Source organism: Streptomyces sp. CB02366 (assembly GCF_001905905.1).
Classification (GTDB): Bacteria; Actinomycetota; Actinomycetes; order Streptomycetales; family Streptomycetaceae; genus Streptomyces.
Map to the genome: position 1 here is coordinate 624,541 of NZ_LIVT01000002.1, position 19,780 is coordinate 644,320.

Here is a 19,780-nt window from a genome sequence, read left to right on the forward strand (position 1 = left end):
CTCGTGCCCGCGGAGGCGCCGGCCCCGGACGCGCGCCAGCCGCAGCTGCCCCGGGAGCGGGGGCGGCTGCGGCCGGGGGGCCGGTGCGGGGTCAGACCACCGGCGGGGCCCCCTCGATCGGGCGGCCCAGCACGCCGGGGCGCCGCTGCCGGGGCAGCGGGCCGCCCGGGCGGCGGTAGTCGACGCCGAGGGCGTCGAGCCGGGCGTAGTGGGCGGTCATCCGGGCGTCGAACGCGGCGAAGTCCCGGTCGACCGGGGCGGGGAGGGCGGACCAGGCGACCTCGGCGAAGGCGGCGAGGCGCGGGAAGACCTGGTAGTCGACGCGGTCCCGGTTCTGCATGACCTCGGTCCACACGTTGGCCTGGGCGCCCAGGATGTGACGGGCCGCCTCCTCGCTCAGCCCCGGCGGGACGGGCTCGAAGCGGTAGACGTCCTCCAGGGTCCGTACGTACCCGATGGGCATCGGCTCGTCGGGGCCGCCGTCCTGGCGGTGGTCCAGGTACACCTGCTGTTCCGGGCACATGACCACGTCGTGCCCGGCCTCGGCCGCCGCGATGCCGCCGGCGTAACCGCGCCAGGAGGAGACGGCGGCCCCGTCGGCGAGGCCGCCCTCCAGGATCTCGTCCCAGCCGATGAGGCGGCGGCCCCGGGCGGTGAGCCAGGAGTCGAAGTGGCGGATGAACCACGACTGGAGGCCGTCCTCGTCCTTCACGCCGAGTTCGGCGATCCTGGCCTGGGCGGCCGGGGACTCCTTCCACTGGTCCTTGGGGCACTCGTCGCCGCCGATGTGGACGAAGGGCGAGGTCTCGGCGGGGAAGAGTTCGAGCAGTTCCTCCAGGACGCCCTCGAAGAAGCGCAGGGTGGTGTCGGTGGGGGCGAGGACGTTCGGGTTGACGCCCCACGTGTCCCAGACGGTGAGGGCGGTGGTGTCGACGACGTCGGTGTTGCCCAGTTCGGGGTAGGCGCTGATCGCGGCCTGCGAGTGGCCCGGGATGTCGATCTCGGGGACGACCCGGATGTGCCGTTCGGCGGCGTACGCGACGATTTCGCGGATGTCGTCCTGGGTGTAGAAGCCGCCGTGGGGGGTCTCGTCCCACAGGTCGGAGGCCCGGTGGCCGTACTTGGTGCGGGCGCGCCAGGAGCCGACCTCGGTCAGGCGCGGGTAGCGCTTGATCTCGACGCGCCAGCCCTGGTCGTCGGTGAGGTGCAGGTGGAGGACGTTCAGCTTGTGGGCGGCCAGCAGGTCCAGGTAGCGCAGGACGTCGCCCTTGGGCAGGAAGTGCCGGGAGACGTCGAGCATCATGCCGCGCCAGCCGAAGCGGGGTTGGTCCTCGACGACGACGGGCGGGACCTCCCAGGTGCGGCCCGGGGCGAGGGGCGCGCGCCGGAAGGCGTCGGGGCCGAGGAGCTGACGGAGGGTCTGCGCGCCCCGGAAGACGCCGGCCGCGGTGCCGCCGGTGATACGGACGGCGTTCGCCTCGACGGCCAGGCGGTAGCCCTCGGGGGCGAGCGAGGCGTCGAGGTCCAGCACGACGCCCTGCCCGGTGGAGCCGGCGCCCGAGCCGTCGCCCGGCCCGGTGCCGGTGCCGTCGCCCTCGGGGAAGGGCAGTCCGGTGGGCGGGCCCAGGGTGGCGCGCAGCCAGCGGGCGACGCCCTCGGTGCCCGGGGCGGCGGTCAGCGGGGTGGTGTAGTCGAGCGGGTACGGTCCGGCGGGGGCCGCGGTCAGGGTGCGCGGGGCCGGGACCAGGCCGAGGGCCGCGGTGTCCACGGCGCCCGTGACGAGGGGGTTCTCGGGTGTCATGACGTCAGTCCTTAACCGCGCCGCCCAGTCCGGAGACGAGGCGTCGCTGTACGAGTACGAAGAAGACCAGTACGGGGATGGTCATCACCGTCGAACCTGCCATGATCCCTCCCCAGTCGTTCTCGTCCGGTTTGAAGAAGACCAGCAGCGCCATCGGCAGCGTCGACTGGGAGGTGTCGCTGATGATGAAGGACTTCGCGAACAGGAAGTCGTTCCAGGTGGTGATGAAGGAGAAGACGCTGGTGGCCACGAGGCCCGGGAAGACCAGCGGGAAGAGGATCTGCCACAGGAACCGGGTGCGGCTGGCCCCGTCGATGTAGGCGGCCTCCTCCAGCGCCTCGGGGACGGCCTTGACGAAGCCGCGCAGCATCCAGATCGCGAACGGCAGCGAGAAGGCCAGGTGCGGCAGGATCAGCGAGCCGAGGGTGTTGAGCTGGCCGAAGTCCCGCATCAGGAAGAACAGCGGGATGGTCAGCGCCTCGACCGGCACCATCTGCGCGACGAGGAACATGATCAGCAGGGTGGTGCGGAACTTGAAGCGGAACCGGGTCACGGCGGTGGCGGCCAGGAAGGCGACCAGCGCGGAGAGGATGACGACCGTGCCCGCCACGAGCAGGCTGTTGAGGAAGTAGCGCCCGAAGTCCTGCTGTTCGAAGACCCGGCGGAACGAGTCGAGCGAGGGGGCGAGCGTCCAGGGGCGGGCGTCGGTGGACTGGATCTCCCCGGCCGGTTTGAAGGCGGAGAGCACCATCCAGTACAGCGGGAAGGCGACCGCGACGGCGATCAGGAGGGCGGCGGCCTCGGCCGCCAGCCTGCCGGGGCGCTTGATCCGCAGCAGCCCGGCGATGCCGCCGCTCCGCCGCGTGCCGCCGCGTGCGGTCCGCTCGGGCACGGCGGTGCCGGTGGTCGCGCTCACAGTTCCTCCCCCTGGCGCCGTACGAGGCGCAGATAGACCAGCGTGACGGCCAGCAGGATCACCAGCATCACGACGCCGATGGCCGATCCGAGGCTGTACTGCGAGGACGCGAACGCCTTCTGGTACGCGTACACGTTGAGCACCAGGTTCTGGCCGGCGATGCCGCCGCCGTTGGTCATGACGTAGATCTGGGTGAAGACCTTGAAGTCCCAGATGATCGACTGGATGGTGACGACGATCAGGATGGGCTTGAGCATCGGCGCCATGATGGTGCGCCAGATCCGCCACTGGGACGCGCCGTCCAGGGAGGCGGCCTCCAGCACCTCGGTGGGGATGGCCCGGATGCCCGCGTAGACGGTGACCATCACGAACGGGAACGAGCACCACAGGACTTCGAGCAGCACGAGCGCGAAGGCGCTGTAGCGGCCGTACGTCCAGGAGAAGTCGCCGAGTCCCAGCACCTTGTTGACCGGTCCGAAGTCGGGGTCGAAGAGGAAGACCCAGACGGTGGAGCCGGTGATCGCGGGGGTGGCCCAGGCGCCGAGCGCGGCCATCATCAGCGCGAGCCGGGGCAGGGCGCGGATGCGGGTGAGCAGGACGGCGAGCGCGCAGCCGACGACCAGGGTGGAGACCACGCAGGCCGCCGCGAAGACCACGGTGGCGAGGAGGACCTGCCAGAACTGGCTGTCCTCGAAGAGCGCGGCGTAGTTGCCGAAGCCCTGGAAGGTGGTGGGTTCGCCGCCGCTGACCTGGGCCTGGGTGTACTCCAGGAACGAGATCAGGCCGAGTTGGTAGATCGGGTAGACCAGCAGCCCGGCGAGCAGGACGAGGGCGGGCAGCAGGTAGAGCCAGGGGGTCCAGCCGGAGTGGCCCTTGGGCGAGACGGTGCGGCCCCAGCGGGGCGGGCGGGCGGCCGGGGGGCCGCCGACCGCCCCGGCCGCGCCCGCGGGCGGGGCCTTGGGCGCAGAGGTGTGCGTGGTCATCGTCAGCCGGCTTCGGTGAAGGCCGCGTCCATCTTCTTCGCCGCGTCGTCCGAGGCCGTCGCCACGTCCTTACGGCCGGAGACGATCTCCTGGAACATCGTCGGCAGGATCAGGGAGGCGTCGATCTGGCCCCAGGCCGGGGAGGCGGGGACGAACTTGGCGCCGGCGCCCAGGGTCTGGACGAACGGGGCGACGAACGGCTCCTTCTTCGCGGCGTTGTCCAGGACGTCGGTGTAGGTGGGCAGGAAGCCCATCGCGTCGAACATCGCGGCCTGGGTCTTCTTGCCGGACAGCGACTTCATCAGCTCCACGGCGAGGGTGCGGTGGGAACTGCTCTTGAGGACGCCGAGGTTGTTGCCGCCCGCGAAGGCCGGGGCGATGGAGCCCTCCGCCACGCCGGGCAGCGGGACGACGGCGTACTTGCCCTTGACCGCGCCGGCCTCGACGGCCGCGTGGCTGAAGTCGCCGCCGATGGCCATGGCGGCCTTGCCGGAGGCGAAAGCGGTCACGGTGGCGTTGCCGCCCATGGAGGCGCACTTGGCGGCCGGGCAGTTGTCGTCGCCGAAGAGGGAGGTGTAGGCCTCGATGCCCTTGCGGGACTTCTCGCTGTTGATGCCGGACTTGTACGTGCCGCCGGTCTCGCCCGCGAGTTCGCCGCCGTTGGCCCAGATGAAGGGCATCGCGCCGTAGGTGTACGCCCCGCCCACCGCGAGGCCGTAGAGGTCGGGCTCGGCCTTGCGGATCTTCTTGGCGGTGGAGATCAGTTCGGCCTGGGACTTGGGGGCGTCGATGCCGAGGTCCTTGAAGACGTCGGTGCGGTAGTAGAGGGCCCGGACGCCGACGAAGAAGGGCGCGCCGTAGACCTTGTCCCCCACGGTGACGGACTGCTTGGCGATCGGGTCGGTGTCCTTGGCCTCGTCCCAGGCGCCGAACTCCTCGGTGATGTCCGCGAGTCCGCCGTCCTTGACGTATCCGGCGGTGTCGCTGTTGCCGTACTCGATGAGGTCGGGGGCGCTCTCGGGGTCGTTGAAGGCGGCCTTGATGCGCTGCGCGCGGGTGTCGACGGGTATGTACTCGATCTCGACCTCCGCGCCCTCGTGGGCCTTCTCGAAGTCGGCGACGGCCGCCTCGACGACCTTCTCCTTGGGCTTGTTGCCGACCTCCTGGAAGAGCCAGACGCGGAGCGTGCCGCTCTTGTCGTCACCCTTCGCACTCGTGTCGGAGGTCTGCGGCGCGCAGGCGGTGGCGGTGAGGCCGGCCAGCACAAGCGCCGCAGCCGGGGCGGCAATTCGGGCAGAAAGCTTCATCCGGAACCCCTACCGGTCATGCGTTGCATCATGTGCAACGTGCGTTTCGTTCTGCACAACTGGCAGGAGAGTAGATCCGCGTTCCGGTGACGACAAGTGGTCTCGACCACTCTGTGACCAGCGGATGCAGCCCGTGCAACGCCACGGAACGGTCACCGTCCGTGAGCGGGCACGCGAAAGGCCCCCGGAGCGCACGGTGTCGTGCGCTCCGGGGGCCTTTGGGCAGACGGAGGAGCCGGTGCTACTTCTTGTCCTTGCCGCCCTTGCCCTTGTCCTTGTCGCCGCCGGCGCCCATGGACTCGTAGATCTCCTTGCACATGGGGCAGACCGGGTACTTCTTGGGGTCGCGCCCCGGTACCCAGACCTTGCCGCACAGCGCGACCACGGGAGTGCCCTCCAGGGCGCTCGCCATGATCTTGTCCTTCTGGACGTAGTGGGCGTAGCGCTCGTGGTCGCCGTCGCCCCTCGACACCTGCGGCGTCGGCTCGACGAGGGTCCCCGTACCTGCCCCGCGATCGGGCTCAAGAGTGCTCATAACCGCCAAGGGTACTGAAAGAGACGGCCTTCGGCCGAAGGAAGGGCCGTCCCCGGTCGAACGGAGGGCCGTCCGGTCAGTTGAGCGACGGATCGTCCGCATATGTGGCGATCATCGCGAGCTCGCTGCGCTGGCGGCGGAGCACCGCCCGCCAGAGCCGGTCGGGGTGCGGGGCGGAGACGTCGCCGGGCTCCGACTCGACCACGTACCACGCCCCCTCGGCCAGCTCGCCCTCCAACTGGCCCGGCCCCCAGCCCGCGTACCCGGCGAAGATCCGCAGCGAGCCGATGGCCGGCCCCAGCAGCTCCGGCGGGGTCTCCAGGTCCACCAGGCCGATCGCCCCGTGCACCCGCCGCCAGCCGAGCGGCCCCTCGTCTCCGGGGATCACCGCCACGCCGAGCGCCGAGTCGAGCGAGACCGGCCCGCCCTGGAAGACGACGTCGGGCTCGCCGGCCAGGGCGGCCCACGGCGCGAGGACGTCGCCGACGCCCACGGGGGTCGGGCGGTTGAGGACCACGCCGAGGGAGCCCTCCTCGTCGTGGTCGAGGAGCAGCACCACCGCGCGGTCGAAATTCGGGTCCGTGAGGGCGGGTGCGGCCACGAGCAGCCGCCCTGTGAGCGAGGACACCTCGGTCATGGCTCGAATGATCCCGCATCTTCGCCCGCAACGGGGGCCGAGTGGCCGTGATACCGCCCTCACGAGAGCGAGCGCAGCTCAGGGCGCACGGAGGCACGAGGAGCGCACCGGGCTCCCGGCAGCCGTCACCCATCCGGACGGTGACCCTCCGCAAGATCGGGTACGCGGAGGGTGGCACGGTGCGTTCACGATGTCCGGACACCCCCCTTCGCCTTACGGAACGGGGGTAGGAGGCCATTACCCTTTTCGTTGGCCCCCTGCCCGACCACTCCGGAACGCGAGATACATGACCGGCACAGACGATGTCCTGCTTGTCCACGGCGGCACCCCGCTGGAGGGCGAGATCCGCGTCCGAGGCGCCAAGAACCTGGTGCCGAAGGCCATGGTCGCCGCGCTGCTCGGCAGCGGGCCCAGCCGCCTCCGCAACGTTCCCGACATCCGTGACGTACGGGTGGTCCGGGGGCTCCTCCAGCTGCACGGCGTCACCGTCCGCCCCGGCGACGAGCCCGGCGAACTGATCCTCGACCCCTCGCACGTCGAGTCGGCCAACGTCGCCGACATCGACGCCCACGCGGGGTCGTCGCGCATCCCGATCCTGTTCTGCGGCCCGCTGCTGCACCGCCTCGGCCACGCCTTCATCCCCGGCCTCGGCGGCTGCGACATCGGCGGCCGGCCGATCGACTTCCACTTCGAGGTGCTGCGCCAGTTCGGCGCGACCATCGAGAAGCGGGCGGACGGCCAGTACCTGGAGGCCCCGCAGCGGCTGCGCGGCACCAAGATCCGGCTGCCTTACCCCTCGGTGGGCTCCACCGAGCAGGTGCTGCTCACCGCCGTCCTCGCCGAGGGCGTCACCGAGCTGTCCAACGCGGCCGTCGAACCGGAGATCGAGGACCTCATCTGCGTTCTGCAGAAGATGGGCGCGATCATCTCCATGGACACCGACCGGACCATCCGGATCACCGGTGTCGACCGGCTCGAGGGATACACCCACCGGGCGATCCCGGACCGCCTGGAGGCCGCCTCCTGGGCGTCGGCCGCCCTGGCGACCGAGGGCAACATCTACGTGCGCGGCGCCCAGCAGCGCTCGATGATGACCTTCCTGAACACCTACCGCAGGGTCGGCGGGGCCTTCGAGATCGACGACGAGGGCATCCGCTTCTGGCACCCGGGCGGGGCGCTCAACGCCATCGCGCTGGAGACGGACGTGCACCCCGGCTTCCAGACCGACTGGCAGCAGCCGCTGGTGGTGGCGCTCACGCAGGCCGCGGGGCTGTCCATCGTCCACGAGACGGTGTACGAGTCGCGCCTCGGGTTCACCTCCGCGCTCAACCAGATGGGCGCGCACATCCAGCTCTACCGCGAGTGCCTGGGCGGCTCGGACTGCCGCTTCGGCCAGCGCAACTTCCTGCACTCGGCGGTCGTCTCCGGCCCGACCAGGCTGCAGGGCGCCGACCTGGTCATCCCCGACCTGCGGGGCGGCTTCTCGTACCTGATCGCGGCGCTGGCGGCGCAGGGCACCTCCCGGGTGCACGGCATCGACCTGATCAACCGCGGCTACGAGAACTTCATGGAGAAGCTGGAGAAGCTCGGGGCGAAGGTCGAGCTGCCGGGCGGTTCACTCGTCTGACCCTCCCCCCGCGCCCGTAGGGCGCGCAGTGCTGCCGCACACAGCGCTGCGCACCGCGCGGTCCCCCGTGGGCAGCCCGCCGCCCCGGTTCCGGTCTCGGAGCCGGGGCGGCGGGCTGTCGGGCGTCAGAGGCGCCCTGGGAGGCCGTACGGGCGGCGGGGCGGGGGCACAGGGCGCCGGGCCCGGGGGCGTCCGGCCGCGTACGGGCCGCGCAGCGCCGCGGGCAAGGCCATCGAGGGCGCGCGGATGCATACGTGGCACCCGGGTGCGCGCGGGGGCGTGCACGGGGCGGGCAGATGCGGGGCGCATGTGCCCCTGGCATGCGGAAGGGCGGCCACTCCCGGTCAGGAGTGGCCGCCCTCGCCGTGCCGTGGGGTTACTTCCCCTTGGCGGCTTCCTTGAGCTTCGAGCCCGCGGAGACCTTCACGCTGTAGCCGGCGGGGATGTTGATCGGGTCGCCGGTCTGCGGGTTCCGAGCGGTGCGAGCGGCACGGTGGGTGCGCTCGAAAGTCAGGAAGCCGGGGATGGTGACCTTCTCGTCACCCTTGGCGACGACCTCACCGACGGTCTCGGCGAGCGCGGCCAGCACGGCGTCGGCGTCCTTGCGCGTCACCTCGGCACGGTCGGCCAGGGCGGCCACCAGCTCACTGCGGTTCATGTTGTTACTCCCGTGTTCTTCTTGCCTGTGAGGCGTGAGATCGAAGCCGATGCTGCCAGGGCCCTCTGACAGTCCCCGGACCCGGGTCTGATGTCAGACCCTCTCGCCCGATTACGCATCCTGCCCCCACCAGCGGCGGGAAAGCCAATCCGGAACCCTTCGTGGTCGATGAAAAGCGCCACGGTCTGCTCGTGGTGACGCTCCGTCGACGTGGCCGAGCGGTCCGCAGCGGATGCCGGGCCCCGCGGGGCCCGCTGCCCGCCCACCCTAAAGGGGCGTTTGGGGCGCCGCGACCCGCGACGCGCCGTATGGCGCGGGCGGGTGCGGGCCGGGGTACTTCGCGCGTACCCCCCGAAAGGGTGCCGAAACAGTGGGGTCAGACCCGCGTGGAGGGCGCGGTCGCGGTGGCCCCGGCGGCCTTCGCGGCGGCCCGGACGGCGTCGGCGACGGCGCCCGCGACCTTGTCGTTGAAGACCGAGGGGATGATGTAGTTCGCGTTGACCTCGTCCTCGGCGACCACGTCGGCGAGGGCGCCGGCCGCGGCGAGCATCATCTCCGTGTTGACGGTGCGGGACTGGGCGTCCAGCAGACCGCGGAAGACGCCCGGGAAGACCAGTACGTTGTTGATCTGGTTGGGGAAGTCGGAGCGGCCGGTGGCGACGACCGCCGCCGTCCGGCGGGCGACCGCGGGATCGACCTCGGGGTCGGGGTTCGCGAGCGCGAACACGATCGCGTCGTCCGCCATCGCGGCCACGTCGTCGCCGTTCAGGACGTTCGGGGCGGAGACGCCGATGAAGACGTCGGCGCCGACCACGCCCTGCTTGAGGGTGCCGATGACGCCCTCCGGGTTGGTGTTGTCGGCGATCCAGCGCAGCGGCGAGTCGGGGTCGGCGGCGACCAGGTCCTCGCGCCCGGCGTGCACGACGCCGTGGATGTCGGCGACCACGGCGTGCTTGACGCCGGCGGCGAGCAGCAGCTTCAGGATGGCCGTGCCGGCCGCTCCCGCTCCGGACATGACGACCCGCACGTCCCCGATGTCCTTGCCCACCACGCGCAGGGCGTTGGTCAGGGCGGCCAGCACGACGATCGCGGTGCCGTGCTGGTCGTCGTGGAAGACGGGGATGTCGAGGGCCTCGCGCAGCCGCGCCTCGATCTCGAAGCAGCGCGGCGCGGAGATGTCCTCCAGGTTGATGCCGGCGAAGCCGGGGGCGATCGCCTTGACGATGGCGACGATCTCGTCGGGGTCCTGGGTGTCCAGGCAGAGCGGCCAGGCGTCGATGCCGGCGAAGCGCTTGAAGAGGGCCGCCTTGCCCTCCATCACGGGCAGCGCGGCCTTCGGGCCGATGTTGCCGAGGCCGAGCACGGCGGAACCGTCCGTCACGACCGCGACGGAGTTGCGCTTGATGGTGAGGCGGCGCGCGTCCTCGGGGTTCTCCGCGATGGCCATGCAGACCCGGGCGACGCCGGGGGTGTAGATCATCGAGAGGTCGTCGCGGTTGCGGATGGGGTGCTTGGACGCCATCTCGATCTTGCCGCCGAGGTGCATGAGGAACGTACGGTCGGAGACCTTGCCCAGCACGACGCCGTCGATGTCGCGCAGGCCCTCGACGATCTCGTCCGCGTGCGAGGTGGAGGAGGCGGCGATGGTGACGTCGATCCGCAGCTTCTCATGGCCGGACGCGGTCACGTCGAGGCCGGTGACCGAGCCCCCGGACGACTCCACGGCCGTGGTGAGCTGGGAGACCGCGGTGCCGCTCGCGGGCACCTCCAGCCTGACCGTCATCGAGTACGAGACGCTGGGCGCCGTTGCCATGGCCGAGTCCTTCGCTTTCCTGAGCTTCATTGCCGCACATACGGAACCCGCGCTCCGGATGTGCTTCCCGATCGTCGCACCTACCGGCCGGTAGCCGGTAATGACTGCCGCCTTTCGGAAAGTAGTTTCCACCATACGAGAAGTCACCCGTTCAGCGGAACCCCCGAGAGGCAGGGAAGGCGGCGGACGGGACCGGAAAGAGGACAGACCCGCGTCACCTGGGGGTGACGCGGGTCTGTCCTCGTTCGGTTCTTCTTCGTTGGGGTGGCACCGGCCCGCCATGCTCGCCTCGCGGCAAGTGGTCGCTCGAAGCGACGAAGGTTGGGCCCGGGGGCTTGGATCGAGCCGGTGCCAGTACCACGGTAACAAAGACCCCGGAAAAGTGATTCCCGTGCGACGGGTTGACGTACGAAATCCGCTCGGGCCACCGGGCGCCACCGCGTCCGGCGGCCCGCGGTCAGTCCCGCAGCAGGTCCGGAACCCCGTTCCCGTCCGGCAGGTCCCGCTCCCCCGAGACCACCGTGAGCTGCTGCGTCGCCCGGGTCAGCGCCACGTACAGCACCCGCAGGCCGGCCGGTGACTCGTCCGCGATCTCCGCGGGCGAGACCACCACCGTGGCGTCGTACTCCAGGCCCTTCGCCTCCAGGCTGCCCAGCGCCACCACCCGCTCCCCCAGCTCCGCGAGCCAGCCGCGGGCCTGGGACCGCCGGTTCATCGCGACGACCACGCCGACCGTGCCGTCCACCTCCGCGAGCAGCCGGGCCGCCTCCGCGCGGACGGTGGCGGCCAGGTCCCCGTCGCGTACCGGCTCGAAGCGCGGCACCACCCCGGTCGAGCGCACCGCCGCCGGGGACTCCATGCCGGGCATGGCCAGCGCCAGCACCTTCGCGGCCAGCTCCGCGATCTCCGCCGGGTTGCGGTAGTTGACGGTCAGCGTGAAGCGGCGGCGCGGCCGGGAGCCCAGCGCCTCGTCCCGGGCGGCGGCGGCCTCGTCGGGGTCGGACCAGGAGGACTGGGCCGGGTCGCCGACGACCGTCCAGGTGGCGTGCCGCCCCCGGCGGCCGACCATGCGCCACTGCATCGGCGTGAGGTCCTGCGCCTCGTCGACGATGACGTGGGCGTACTCGGTGCGCTCCGCCGCCAGCCGCTCGGCCCGCTCCCACTGGGTCTCCTCGCGCTGCGGCATCAGCTCCTCCAGACCGGTGAGCTGGTCCAGCGGATCGGCCTCGCGCTTGCGCCGGGGCCGGGCCGGGGTGCCCAGCAGCGCCTGGAGCTCGTCCAGGAGCGCCACGTCGTGGACGGAGAGCGGGCCCTCGCCCGCCGCGTCGAGCCGCTTCAGCGACCGGGCCAGGCGGCGCACCTCGCCCTGGTTGAGGACCCGGCGGGCCCAGCGGGCCAGCCGCCTCTCGTCGGCCATCGCGGCCAGCACCCGGCGCGGCGTCAGCTCGGGCCACCAGGCGTCCAGGAACTCCAGGAACGGGGTCTCGGTGGATACGTCCTCGTCGAACGAGGACCGCAGCTCGGCGGTCAGTTCGGGATCGGTGTACCGGCCGCGTCCGGACGACTTGTTCCACAGGGCGTCCAGCAGCAGTTTGCGGGCACGCGGGCGCAGCAGGTTGACCGGGGCGGTGCCGCCCAGCACGTTGTCGCGGATGCGCCGCAGCTCGTCGGCCTCCAGCTCGATCCGGGTCCCGAAGGCGACCACGCGCAGCCGGTCCGGGGTCGCGGCCCCGGTGGCCGGGACGTCCTCGGGCTCCTCGCCGAAGGCGAGCTGACCCGTCTCCCGGCGGGGCGCGGCGGGCCGGCCCTGCTCCAGCGCGCCCCGGGCCGCCTTGCGCAGCACGGGGAGCATCCGGGAGGAGCCCTTGACCCGGGCCACGGCCGGTTCGTCGTAGGCGGTGGCGCCCTCAAGGCCCGCCGCGTCGTCGGAGAGCGAGCCGATCGCGCGGATCGCGACCTGGCCCTCCTCGCCGAGCGAGGGCAGCACCCCTTCGGTGTACGCGACCAGGAGCGGGGTCGGCGAGACGATGAGGATGCCGCCCGCGTACCGCCGCCGGTCCTGGTAGAGCAGGTACGCCGCCCGGTGCAGGGCGACCGCGGTCTTTCCGGTGCCGGGGCCGCCGGTGACCTCGGTGACGGAGGCGGCGGGGGCCCGGATGACCAGGTCCTGTTCGGCCTGGATGGAGGAGACGATGTCCCGCATGGTGTGGCTGCGGGCCTGGCCGAGCGCCGCCATCAGCGCGCCGTCCCCGATGACGGGCAGCTTCTCGCCGCCCAGGGACGCCGTCAGCTCCGGGCGCATCAGGTCGTCCTCGACCCCGAGCACCCGGCGCCCCTTGGAGCGGATGACCCGGCGGCGCACGACCCGGCCCGGGTCCTTCGGGGTGGAGCGGTAGAACGGGGCGGCGGCCGGGGCCCTCCAGTCGATCACCAGCGGCGCGTAGTCGGAGTCCAGGACCCCGATCCGGCCGATGTGGAGCGTCTCGGCGATGTCGGCGGTGGCGTCGTCGCGTACGGCGTCGTCGGCCGGCTCGACGGAGGTGTACGCGCCGTCCGGGCCGCGCTCCCCGTCCTTGCCGAGCAGCAGGTCGATCCGCCCGAACAGGAAGTCCTCGAACTCGCTGTTCAGCCGGTTGAGGTGGATTCCCGCCCGGAACACCTGGGCGTCCCTCTCCGCGAGCGCGCCGGGGGTACCGACCTGGCCGCGTTGGACGGCGTCCTTCATGAGGAATTCCGCCTCGTCGATCTTCTCTTCGAGACGGTGGTAAACACGGTCGAGATGTTCCTGTTCGACACCGATTTCCCGGTCCCGCAGCGATTCGACAGCGGCATCCTGCGCGGCCACCGAGGCCCCTTTCTTCACGGCACTGGGCAGCCGTCAACCCTATGCGAAGGGGGGCCCGAGCGCACCTGCCGACCAGGAGCCGGGACCGCGCGCCGCCCGGGCCGCCGCCTCGGCCGCCGCATACGGGGCGGGCGGGCGGCGGGCGGCCGGTTCATCCGACGCCGGGCAGGCCCTCCTCTCCCGGTCCGGCGGCGCCGGGCGTTCCCGGAGCCCCGGCGGGCCCCTGGGGCCCGCCGGAGCCATCCGCCGCGCCGCCGGAACCCTCCGACCCGGCGGCTCCCGGGCCCTCGCCGCCGGGCGCGCCCAGGCTCCTGCGGCGGTGGCGGGCGACCCGCGCGCGGTTGCCGCAGACCTCGCCGGAGCACCAGCGCCGCCGTCCGCCGCGCGAGGTGTCCAGGTAGAGCCGGTGGCACGCCTCGCCCTGGCAGCGGCGCAGGGACGCCCGCGCGACCGGGTCGGTGAGCAGGTCCACCGCGTCCCGGGCGACGGCGGCCAGGAGGCCCGCGCAGTCCGGCGGGGCGTTCAGGGCCCGTACGAGAACCCCGTCCGCGCCGCGTACCGCACGGGGGCCCGGAGGAGCCCCGGAGGCCAGGGCGTTGACCCGCTCCAGTGCGCCTCCGGCCTCGGGCCCACCAAGCTGAGCGGCCATCAGGCGGCTGACGTCACCGCGCAGTTCGTGGAAACGTTCCACCCAGGCGGCGTCCACCGCCGTCAGCGCGGTGCCGGGTGGGACGAGCCGGACCCCGGTCAGCCACCGCTCCAACCGGGCGGGGCCGCCGAGCCGTTCCCCGGCCCCCGGCGCTCCGTCCGTACGCCCCGTGGCCAGCAGGTCGAGGCAGATTCGACCCGCCTCGAAGCGCCCCGCCCCCGTGCCCCTGCCCATAGCCATACCCCTGTCACCGCCTCGGTCGCCGGTGGAACGGCCACCCCCAGAGTGGACCCGCCGGGGCCCGGCCGGAACCCCCGCCGCCGCCCCGGACCCGCCCCCGTACCGTGGCGGTCATGGATCACGAGGGGGAGGCGCCCGTGGACGAGGTCGACGGGGACACGGTGCTCGACGCCGGCGGACTGCTGCTGCGCCGGTGGCGCCCGGAGGACCTGCCCGCCCTGCTGCGGGCCTACGACGATCCGGCGATGCGGCGGTGGCTGGCCGTCCAGGTCTCCGGACCGGACGGGGCGGCGGCCTGGCTGGAGGCGCAGCGTACGGGGTGGGCGACGGGGGTCCGCTACGGCTTCGCCGTGACGGAAGCCGGGCGGGTGGACGGACGGGGCGGCGGGCCGGGCGGTGAACTGCTCGGCAACGTCGCGCTGAAGCGGCCGGACCCGCTCGACGGCACGGCACAGGTGGGGTATTGGACGACCGCTCCGGCACGGGGCCGAGGCGTGGCGTCACGGGCGCTGGCGGCGCTGACCGACTGGGCGTTCACACGATTCGCCGCATCGGGCCTGACGCGGCTGGAGTTGCTGCACCAGGTGGACAACGGGGCCTCCTGCCGGGTGGCGGAGAAGGGCGGGTACGCGTTGGCACGCGTGATCCCGCCGCTGCCGCCCGACTATCCGCTGGAGGGCCATGTGCACGCGCGCCGGGCCCCGGCGGCGGCGCTCAGCCGGTCGGCGGGTCGTCGTGCAGCAGCCGCTGGAACAGATGGTGGTCGCGCCACCGGCCGTTGATGTGCAGATAGCCCGGCGCGGTGCCGGTCCGCTCGAACCCGGCCTTGGCGAGCACGCGTTGGGACGCCGCGTTGTCGGTGACGGTCGCCGCCTCGACGCGGTGCAGGCCCAGCAGGTCGCGGGCCGCGTCGCACACCGCGCCGACGGCGGCGGTGGCCAGGCCGCGTCCGGCGTGGTCGGCGTCGACCCAGTAGCCGAGCCGGCCGTTGCGGAAGGGGCCCCGCTCGATGGCGGAGAGCGTGAACGCGCCGATCACCCGCTCCCCGGCGTCGGCCAGTACCCAGGGCATGGCCCGTCCGGCGTCCCGGTCGGCCAGCAGCGCGGTGAGCCGGGCGGCCTGGCCCTCGACGGAGTAGAAGGACTCGGGGCGTACCGGCTCCCAGCGGCGCATGGAGGCGCGGTTACGGGTGAGGGCCGCGGCGAAGGAGGGCGCGTCGGCGGGTTCGGCGGGCCGGAAGGTCACGTCGGGGGCGAGGAGGCGGCTGTGATCGTTCATCCGCTCACGCTAAGGGCTGCCGGACGCCGCCCACCGGACCGGGGCACGGGCCGCCGCCCGGGTACGGCCCCGCCCCGACCGCCGCACCGCGAAGCTCCCCGGACGGGGCGAGCAACGACCACCCGCCTCCTGCGCCGCTACGCCCCTTCCGCCTCCAGGCCCCCGACCGGGCGCGCCCTGTTCGATCAAACCGCCCTCGTGATCGACAGGAAGACGCTTCTCAAGCCACTGGGGACGGTTTGAGGCGGTGCGTTCTGCCGGGTGGATTCTGTTTCCTGTTCGGTTCGTTGACCCAGACCTGTTGTCGGAGCGCCCGTCTTCGCCGGATCAGGCCGGATCATCTGGCCGTGGTCGTTTCGCAGCCGCCTGTTCGCGCATCATGGCGGCGAGGGCCAGGAAGACCGAAAGATTCTGGACCATCTCTACGGGGAGCCTGACCCACGGCTTTTTGTCGCCGTGCCGATTGATCTCCAGCCAGCCTTGTTCCACCGTGACCTGGTCGACCTCGCGCCAGTCGAGCCGGTGGTCGAGGTACCCGACACCGGCGGGACCGAGGTGGGCCCCGAAGAAGTCGACCCGTTCGCCCGCCCTCAGCCGGCCCCTGTCCTGCGGCAGCCGTACGCGCGTGAATGCCTTGTCCAGCTCATCGATGAACCGTGCGGCCCCTTTGTACGCGTCGGTCACCGTGATCTCGGCGCCCTCATGGGGACGCACCCAAAATTCGTGTGCGGTGGCGCTGATGATCCCGTTCGTGACTTTGGTGCTGCGCCGCCGGATGCCGTCGATCTCGTCCCAGGGGTACGCCTCCGGCGCCTGCCCGGCGATCTGCCGGACGATGCCGTGCTGGTAGTGGCCCACCCAGACCTGCGCCTGCCGTCTCGTGAGCGCGAGGAAGAGGAAATACCCGGCTGCGGCGACCATGGCGGTCCCCAGGACGAGTAGCGGCAGCCCGTAGTACCAGGCGCCATGGCTCCGCTGGCCCTCCACGGCGGCCGAAATCCCCAGCCAGAGCACCGGCAGCCCGACCAGCGTCGGCAGCAGTACCACGAGCCACGGAAAGCGCTTGGGCTCGGTCCACACCAGCCCCTGGCGTGACCCGAGTTCGAAATCCTGCGCGACTCTGCGCATGGCGGGCGGAACAGGAGTGGCGCCACGATCCGACACAAGCCCCCCCAAGGCCAGACAGCTGGGGGCCATTGTCGGGGAGAGGAGCCCGTACGGGAAGCCCTGTCATTCGGCCACCCCCGTGCGGGTTCCGGCCTACTGCCGACCGGGGTTCCGGGAACCCGCGCGCCTTCACCCGTTCCGAAGAGGAAGCTCGTCATCCCGCATCAGCTGCGGCGGGCAGTCCCTCGGCCGGTCGCTCCGGCCATGACCGCGGAGATCAAGGGCGTGGACCCGCCGGCTGCGAGCGAGGACGGGTGCCACGACGTCCCAGTCCGCAGCGTCCTCACCCCGTGCATGCGACAGGACGAGCGGCGGAGCTTCCGGCGGCTCCGAGGCCCGATGGGCGAGCCGGATCCCCTCCGCGTCGACCGCGTGAAGATCGACCATGCCCGAAACCTCGCTGGGAACAACCGTCACGCACGCGGCGTTCGACCACGGCCGAACCGGCCACCACTCCTAACGGGCTCGTGCATGGTGGCATGGTGGCAACCAGCCTGCCTTTGCGACACCTGCCGTGCCTCGGCTCGACCGGGCACGGGGAGGCGGGAGGTCACCGCCCGTGCCCGGTGGCCGCCGAGGGGTCCAGCGCCAGCCGGTAGCCGCGTTTGACGACCGTCTGGATCAGCCGGGGCACGCCCAGCGCCGAGCGGAGCCGGGCCATCGCCGTCTCCACCGCGTGCTCGTCGGTGCCGCTGCCGGGCAGGGCCCGCAGCAGGTCGGCGCGGGCCACCACCCAGCCGGGGCGGCGGGCCAGCGCGTGCAGGAGCGCCATCCCGGCGGGCGGCACCGCGCGCAGTTCGTCGTCGACGAGGACGGCGTGGCCCCGGATCTCGACCCGGTGGCCGCCGACCGGCAGGACCCGGGCGGTGGGCGGGAGCCGGGCGCAGAGCAGTTGGACGAGGGGGCCGAGCCGGAAGCGCTCCGGCTGGTGGGTGGGGATGCCCCGGTCCTGGAGCGGGAGGGCGGTGACCGGTCCGACGCAGGCGACCAGGACGTCGTCGCGCAGGGCGCCGAGGACTTCCGGGAGCAGGCCGCGCGTCTCGGCGCGCCCCAGGAACGAGGCGGCGGCGGGGGCGCTGGTGAAGGTGAGGGCGTCCAGGCCCCGGGCGGCCGTGGCGTCGAGCATCCGGTCGAGCGGGGCGATATCCCGCGGGGGCATCCAGCGGTAGACGGGGACCACCACGACCTCCGCCCCCGCGGCCGTCAGGGACTCCACGAATCCGGGGAGCGGTTCGCCGTGCAGTTGGAGGGCGATCCGGCGGCCGGCGACTCCTTCGGCGAGGAGGCGGTCGAGTACCTCGGCCATCGACTCGGACCCGGGCGACCAGGCTTCGGTCAGCCCGGCGGCCCGGACGGCGCCTTTGACCTTGGGCCCCCGGGCGAGGAGTTCGGCCGCCCGCAGCGTCTCCCGCAGGGCGTCGCCGATCCCCCAGCCGTCGGCCGCCTCGATCCAGCCGCGGAACCCGATCGCGGTGGTGGCGAGGGCCACATCCGGGGCGTGTTCGATCAGCCCCCGGGTGGCCGCGAGGAGTTCGCCGTCGTCCGCGAGCGGCACGATCCGCAGTGCGGGGGCGTGCAGGACGGCGGCCCCGCGCCGGTGGAGGAGGGCGCCCAGCTCCTCGGCGCGGCGGGCCGCGGTCACCCCGACGGTGAAGCCCGCCAGGGGGCCGTGCGCTGTGTCGTCGTCCTGCATGCGTGTCCCGCTCCTGTGTCTCCGTCTGCGGCTCGTCCGGCCCTGCGCGTCGGTACGGAAGGCCCGAGCCTGCCAACCGCGCGTGACGGGCTCGGTTCCTCCGTATTTCCCCGCCGTTACGTCGGCCGTCGCCGGGCCGTGGCCTTCCCGCGCCCTCCGCCCGCGGCGTCCTCACACCTCCGCGTAACCGGGCCGGGGCCGAGCGGGCACGGGCGCGGTGGGGCGAAGGTATACCGCCCAGGTGAGGGCGGAGCACACTCCGTAGAAAGCGAGGAAGGACCAGAAGGCCGCGGTTCCGGCGCCGTACGCCTGGAAGGACTGGCGGAAGGCGAGGTTGACGGCCAGGCCGCCGAGCGCGCCGACGGCCCCGATGAGGCCCATGGCCGCGCCGGAGAGGCGGCGGCCGTGGGCGGCGGCCGCCTCGTCGTCCAGCCCCAGGGCCGACGCCTTGGTGTGGAAGACGCCGGGGATCATCTTGTACGTCGATCCGTTGCCGAGGCCCGTCAGGAGGAACAGGGCGGTGAAGCCGGTGAGGAAGGCGGTCAGCGAGGCGGCCCGGGAGGCGTGGATGACGACGCCGGTGGCGGCGGCCATCGCGGCGAAGGCGGCCAGGGTGATGCGCGCGCCGCCGTACCGGTCGGCGAGCCGTCCGCCCACCGGCCGGGCCAGGGAGCCCAGCAGCGGGCCGGCGAAGGTGAGCGAGGCGGCCTGGAGCGGGGTCCGGCCGAACCCGGTCTGGAGCACCAGGCCGAAGGCGAAGCTGTAGCCGATGAACGAGCCGAACGTGCCGAGGTAGAGAACGGCCATGATCCAGGTGTGCCGGTCCCGGACGGCCTCCAGCGCGGCCCCGGTGTCGTTCGCCACGGGCCGGAGGTTGTCCATGTACCGGGCGGCGCAGACGGCGGCGACGACGATCAGCGGGAGGTAGGCGCCGAGGACGACGCGGGGGTACGAGGCGCCCAGGGTGCCGATGACGAGCAGGCCGACGAGTTGGACGACGGGGACGCCGATGTTGCCGCCCCCCGCGTTCAGGCCGAGCGCCCAGCCCTTCTCGCGCAGCGGGAAGAAGGCGTTGACGTTGGTCATCGACGAGGCGAAGTTGCCGCCGCCGATCCCGGTGAGCGCCGCGACCGCGACGAACGTGCCGTACGAGGTGCCGGGCTCCATCGCCCAGAAGGCGGCCAGGGTCGGGACGAGCAGGCCCAGCGTGCTGAGGACCGTCCAGTCGCGGCCGCCGAACCGGGCGACGGCGAAGGTGTAGGGCACCCGCGCCAGGGCCCCGACGAGGGTGGCGGTGGAGATGAGGAAGAACTTTCCGGCCGGGTCGACGCCGTACTCCGGTCCCATGAACAGGACCATCACCGACCACAGGGTCCAGACGGAGAATCCGATGTGCTCGGAGAGTACGGAGAACCACAGGTTGCGGCGGGCGACGCGTTCGCCCGTCTCCCGCCAGAACGTGGTGTCCTCCGGCTCCCAGGTCTCGATCCAACGGCCTGCCATCACGCGCCTCCACTGCGGGTCGGGGTGTCGGTCCCGACGCTAGGGAGCGCGCGTTTCGGTGCGGTGGCGCGAGGTGACCGGTGCGCAACCTTGCTCTCACCGGGCCGGGGGCGGCCCGGTGAGACGAG

At 72.5% G+C, this 19,780-nt stretch carries 17 protein-coding genes; 2 read left to right on the forward strand and 15 right to left on the reverse strand.

Annotated features, from left to right (window positions below; translation table 11 throughout):
• Positions 1-91 precede the first annotated feature (91 nt).
• From AMK24_RS08270 to AMK24_RS08295, 6 genes are all read right to left on the reverse strand, one after another.
• Entirely contained in the window at positions 92-1,801 is a 1,710-nt protein-coding gene (locus AMK24_RS08270; RefSeq protein ID WP_073766550.1) for a beta-N-acetylhexosaminidase, read from the reverse strand.
• A 4-nt stretch (positions 1,802-1,805) separates the two neighbouring features.
• Positions 1,806-2,693 carry a carbohydrate ABC transporter permease gene (locus tag AMK24_RS08275; protein WP_073766761.1) on the reverse strand — a complete coding sequence of 296 codons (888 nt, stop codon included), beginning with the start codon at positions 2,691-2,693 and terminating at the stop codon, positions 1,806-1,808.
• Positions 2,694-2,713: 20 nt separating this feature from the next.
• Positions 2,714-3,700 (reverse strand): carbohydrate ABC transporter permease, encoded by a 987-nt coding sequence (locus tag AMK24_RS08280; RefSeq protein ID WP_073766552.1) that lies wholly within the window; start codon positions 3,698-3,700, stop codon positions 2,714-2,716.
• A 2-nt stretch (positions 3,701-3,702) separates the two neighbouring features.
• Positions 3,703-5,007 carry an extracellular solute-binding protein gene (locus AMK24_RS08285; protein WP_073766554.1) on the reverse strand — a complete coding sequence of 435 codons (1,305 nt, stop codon included), beginning with the start codon at positions 5,005-5,007 and terminating at the stop codon, positions 3,703-3,705.
• 241 nt (positions 5,008-5,248) lie between these two features.
• On the reverse strand, positions 5,249-5,542 hold the full coding sequence (locus tag AMK24_RS08290) for a DUF3039 domain-containing protein (RefSeq protein ID WP_003968816.1): 294 nt from the start codon (positions 5,540-5,542) through the stop codon (positions 5,249-5,251).
• A gap of 76 nt (positions 5,543-5,618) precedes the next feature.
• A complete protein-coding gene (locus AMK24_RS08295) occupies positions 5,619-6,179 on the reverse strand; it encodes a YqgE/AlgH family protein (protein ID WP_073766556.1) in 561 nt (186 codons plus the stop codon).
• A 286-nt stretch (positions 6,180-6,465) separates the two neighbouring features.
• Here AMK24_RS08295 and murA point away from each other — a divergent pair, with 286 nt between their 5' ends.
• Positions 6,466-7,806 (forward strand): UDP-N-acetylglucosamine 1-carboxyvinyltransferase, encoded by a 1,341-nt coding sequence (murA, locus tag AMK24_RS08300; RefSeq protein ID WP_073766558.1) that lies wholly within the window; start codon positions 6,466-6,468, stop codon positions 7,804-7,806.
• A gap of 376 nt (positions 7,807-8,182) precedes the next feature.
• Here the strand turns inward: murA and AMK24_RS08305 are convergent, their stop codons facing one another.
• The 4 genes from AMK24_RS08305 to AMK24_RS08320 all read right to left on the reverse strand — a co-directional run bounded on the left by AMK24_RS08305 (position 8,183) and on the right by AMK24_RS08320 (position 14,011).
• Complete coding sequence (locus tag AMK24_RS08305; protein WP_017237029.1) at positions 8,183-8,464, reverse strand: HU family DNA-binding protein; 282 nt, start codon at positions 8,462-8,464, stop codon at positions 8,183-8,185.
• A 376-nt stretch (positions 8,465-8,840) separates the two neighbouring features.
• The gene (locus AMK24_RS08310; protein ID WP_073766560.1) at positions 8,841-10,277 is read right to left on the reverse strand and encodes an NAD-dependent malic enzyme; all 1,437 of its coding nucleotides are present in this window, start codon (positions 10,275-10,277) and stop codon (positions 8,841-8,843) included.
• A gap of 457 nt (positions 10,278-10,734) precedes the next feature.
• Complete coding sequence (locus tag AMK24_RS08315; protein WP_073766562.1) at positions 10,735-13,122, reverse strand: HelD family protein; 2,388 nt, start codon at positions 13,120-13,122, stop codon at positions 10,735-10,737.
• Positions 13,123-13,273: 151 nt separating this feature from the next.
• The gene (locus AMK24_RS08320) at positions 13,274-14,011 is read right to left on the reverse strand and encodes a CGNR zinc finger domain-containing protein (protein WP_073766564.1); all 738 of its coding nucleotides are present in this window, start codon (positions 14,009-14,011) and stop codon (positions 13,274-13,276) included.
• Between the two features lie 113 nt (positions 14,012-14,124).
• Between AMK24_RS08320 and AMK24_RS08325 the strand changes: the two genes are divergently transcribed.
• Positions 14,125-14,793 carry a GNAT family N-acetyltransferase gene (locus tag AMK24_RS08325; protein ID WP_073766763.1) on the forward strand — a complete coding sequence of 223 codons (669 nt, stop codon included), beginning with the start codon at positions 14,125-14,127 and terminating at the stop codon, positions 14,791-14,793.
• Here AMK24_RS08325 and AMK24_RS08330 read toward each other — a convergent pair.
• The 5 genes from AMK24_RS08330 to AMK24_RS08350 all read right to left on the reverse strand — a co-directional run bounded on the left by AMK24_RS08330 (position 14,726) and on the right by AMK24_RS08350 (position 19,652).
• Positions 14,726-15,289: a GNAT family N-acetyltransferase gene (locus tag AMK24_RS08330; RefSeq protein WP_073766566.1), complete on the reverse strand. Its 564-nt coding sequence runs from the start codon at positions 15,287-15,289 to the stop codon at positions 14,726-14,728. The two genes, AMK24_RS08325 and AMK24_RS08330, sit on opposite strands and share 68 nt — an antisense overlap.
• 327 nt (positions 15,290-15,616) lie before the next feature.
• Positions 15,617-16,417 carry a DUF6585 family protein gene (locus AMK24_RS08335; RefSeq protein WP_073766568.1) on the reverse strand — a complete coding sequence of 267 codons (801 nt, stop codon included), beginning with the start codon at positions 16,415-16,417 and terminating at the stop codon, positions 15,617-15,619.
• A 168-nt stretch (positions 16,418-16,585) separates the two neighbouring features.
• The gene (locus AMK24_RS08340) at positions 16,586-16,843 is read right to left on the reverse strand and encodes an alpha/beta fold hydrolase (protein ID WP_073766571.1); all 258 of its coding nucleotides are present in this window, start codon (positions 16,841-16,843) and stop codon (positions 16,586-16,588) included.
• Between the two features lie 163 nt (positions 16,844-17,006).
• The gene (locus AMK24_RS08345) at positions 17,007-18,149 is read right to left on the reverse strand and encodes a uroporphyrinogen-III synthase (RefSeq protein ID WP_073766573.1); all 1,143 of its coding nucleotides are present in this window, start codon (positions 18,147-18,149) and stop codon (positions 17,007-17,009) included.
• A gap of 171 nt (positions 18,150-18,320) precedes the next feature.
• Positions 18,321-19,652: a nitrate/nitrite transporter gene (locus AMK24_RS08350; protein ID WP_073766575.1), complete on the reverse strand. Its 1,332-nt coding sequence runs from the start codon at positions 19,650-19,652 to the stop codon at positions 18,321-18,323.
• Between the last annotated feature and the right edge of the window lie 128 nt (positions 19,653-19,780).